The sequence below is a fragment of the Helcobacillus sp. ACRRO genome, from assembly GCF_022347125.1.
Taxonomy (GTDB): domain Bacteria; phylum Actinomycetota; class Actinomycetes; order Actinomycetales; family Dermabacteraceae; genus Helcobacillus; species Helcobacillus massiliensis.
On the sequence record NZ_JAKRNG010000059.1, the window covers coordinates 1 to 2,469 of the forward strand.

Annotated in this window: 4 protein-coding genes; all 4 read right to left on the reverse strand. The window is 68.2% G+C overall.

The window, feature by feature from the left end:
• Positions 1-19: 19 nt before the first annotated feature.
• The gene (locus MHY20_RS11450) at positions 20-436 is read right to left on the reverse strand and encodes a TOBE domain-containing protein (protein WP_183376976.1); all 417 of its coding nucleotides are present in this window, start codon (positions 434-436) and stop codon (positions 20-22) included.
• Positions 437-509: 73 nt separating this feature from the next.
• The gene (locus tag MHY20_RS11455; RefSeq protein ID WP_239376893.1) at positions 510-905 is read right to left on the reverse strand and encodes a type II toxin-antitoxin system VapC family toxin; all 396 of its coding nucleotides are present in this window, start codon (positions 903-905) and stop codon (positions 510-512) included.
• Positions 902-1,129 (reverse strand): type II toxin-antitoxin system prevent-host-death family antitoxin, encoded by a 228-nt coding sequence (locus tag MHY20_RS11460; protein WP_239376895.1) that lies wholly within the window; start codon positions 1,127-1,129, stop codon positions 902-904. The genes MHY20_RS11455 and MHY20_RS11460 overlap by 4 nt, the downstream gene beginning before the upstream one ends.
• Positions 1,130-1,257: 128 nt before the next feature.
• Complete coding sequence (locus MHY20_RS11465) at positions 1,258-2,412, reverse strand: acyl-CoA dehydrogenase family protein (protein ID WP_275436820.1); 1,155 nt, start codon at positions 2,410-2,412, stop codon at positions 1,258-1,260.
• Positions 2,413-2,469: the final 57 nt, after the last annotated feature.

Genomic DNA, 2,469 nt, shown 5'->3' on the forward strand with positions numbered 1-2,469 from the left:
GGATGAGCGGGGCGGAGAGTCACAGGAGGGCCTTTTCGATCTGCACATCGGTGGACTTCACCAGGGCGGAGGCGACGGAGCCGACGTCGAGGCCGAGCTGGTCAACAGCGTCCGTGGTGATGACGGAGACGACGTGGAACGGCCCGGCCTGCAGCTCCACCTGGCTGAGCACGTCGCCGCGGCGCAGCGCCACGACGAGGCCGGTGAAGCGGTTGCGGGCCGATCGGGTGCCGGCGCGGTCGTCGAGCGCGCCTGCGCTGGCGGCGGCGGACTCCGCGGTGTCACTGGCGAGGCGTGCGAGGTCAGCGCCGTCCACGACCTTCACCCCGGCGCTGTCCTTGGCAGCGCTGAGGCGGCCCTGGTCGATCCAGCGGCGCACGGTGTCGTCGCTGACGCCGAGCAGAGCGGCTGCACGGGATATCCGAATCTGCGTCATAACTCCGCAGTCTACACCGCATCTGCGGAGTCAACGTGGGGCCGGAGTCCGCGTTGGCGGATACGCCACCGCGTCAGGCCTCAGCGAAGACGGTTCGCACGAGACCAGCCGAGAGGACAACCCGGTCCGCCGTCACGAGCTGGGCCCGATGCCGTATCGCATGGGAGACGATCATGCGGTCGAAGGGGTCCCGGTGATCCCACGAAAGAGTTCCCGCGAGGATCATGTCCTCGCCCGTCACAGGAATCTCGAGGATCCGAGCCTCCTGGAGGAGCTGACTCCACGACTGCAGGACCGGTTCACCGGCGAGTTTTCCCACTCGCGTTTTTTGGGCGATCTCGAACGCGGAGGCCGCGGACACCACAAGCCGGTTCTCCGCCTTCTGGAGCTCCTCGCGGAGCTCAGCCTTCACACGCCCCGGGGAACCGAGCAGCCAGAGAAGCACATGGGTGTCGAGAAGATACGTCACTCCCACAGAGCAGCCTCGGACTCATCCATGGGTGCGTCGAAATCGTCGCTCACGGAAATGAGCCCCTCAAGCTGACCAAAGCTTCGCGTGTCGCCGCTCGCCACCGGGACAAGGACGGCTCGGGGTCGATGCGCTCGTGCGATCACAACCGACTCACCGGCCTCCGCTCGGGCCACGAGCGCTGACAGCTGCGCTTTGGCTTCCGCAATGTTGTACACAGTCATGCCACCATGATTCCTTGACCAACTGAGTTGGTCAAGGTTCAGGTCAGGGCTGTTCGCAGTGAAGGGCACGACACATGGAGCCCCTCCCGGAGCCACGCGAACGCCCTGGGCCACGCGAGCACGCTGGCCTACGCGAACGCGCTCACTCCGGCGATCTCACGGCCCACGAGCAGCGACTGGATCGTGTCGGTGCCTTCATAGGTGTGGAGCGCTTCGATGTCGGCCATGTGCCGGATCACCTGGTTCTCCAGCAGGATCCCCACCCCGCCGAGCAGGTCGCGCGCCTCCGCAGCAACGGACCGGGCGGCGCGGGTGCAGTGCACCTTCGCCATGGACGCCTGCACCGGTGTCAGCGTGCCCGCCTCATCGAGCTGAGCCACGCGGAAGCAGTGCAGCTGCGCCCCCACGAGGGTCTGCAGCATGTCCGCGAGCCGCACCTGCACATGCTGGGACTTCGCGAGCGGCCTGCCGAACTGGGTGCGGTCCTTCGCGTACTGCGCGGCGATCTCGAAGCAGGCGATGGCGTGCCCGAGCGCGCCCCAGGCCACACCGGCGCGGGTCGCTGCGAGCACGCGGCCCGTGTCCTTGAAGGAGCGGGCCTCCGGCAGACGCGCATCCAGCGGCACTCGCACACCGTCCATGCGGATGTGCGCCTGGTGGATGGCGCGCAGGGACAGCTTCCCTTCGATGACGTCGGCGCTGTACCCGTCGAGGTGCTGCTCCACGATGAAGCCGGACACCTGCCCGTGCAGCTGCGGATCGGACTCGTCATCCACGCGCGCCCACACCACGGAGACGTCGCAGTTCGCGCCGTTGCCGATCCACTTCTTCTCCCCGGTGATGACCCAGTGATCGCCCTCGCGGCGCGCCACTGTTTCCAACGCAACGGAGTCGGAGCCGTGATCCGGTTCGGTGAGGGCGAATGCGCCGAGCTTCTCGGCGGAGGCGAGCGCGGGCAGCCACTTGTCCTTCTGCTCCTGGGACCCGAGCAGGGCGATGGAGCGGGCGCAGAGCCCTGCCTGCACGCCGACGACCGTGCCCATGGAGCCGTCGATGCGGGACATCTCCATCGTCACGAGGCCCGCACCCAGGGGGGAGAGCCGCCGGTGGCCGGGGATGTCGAGGCCGTCGGTGAGGAGGTCGGAGTCGGCGAGGAGCCGCACCAGGTCCATCGGGTATTCGGCGGCCTCCCACGCCTCGTTGATGCGCGCGAGGATCGGCTCGGTCAGGGCGTGCGCGGCCTGCCACGCTTCGAGGTCCTCCCCCTGCACGCCGGCGAACAGGCCGTAGTAGTCGGTGACGGGGCTGAGGGGGTACCCGTCGGCCCCGTCACCGACTAC

Coding starts and splice junctions, on each gene's coding strand:
- MHY20_RS11450 (WP_183376976.1), bottom strand. CDS start 436: ATGACGCAGATTCGGATATCCCGTGCAGCCGCTCTGCTCGGCGTCAGC.
- MHY20_RS11460 (WP_239376895.1), bottom strand. CDS start 1,129: ATGACTGTGTACAACATTGCGGAAGCCAAAGCGCAGCTGTCAGCGCTC.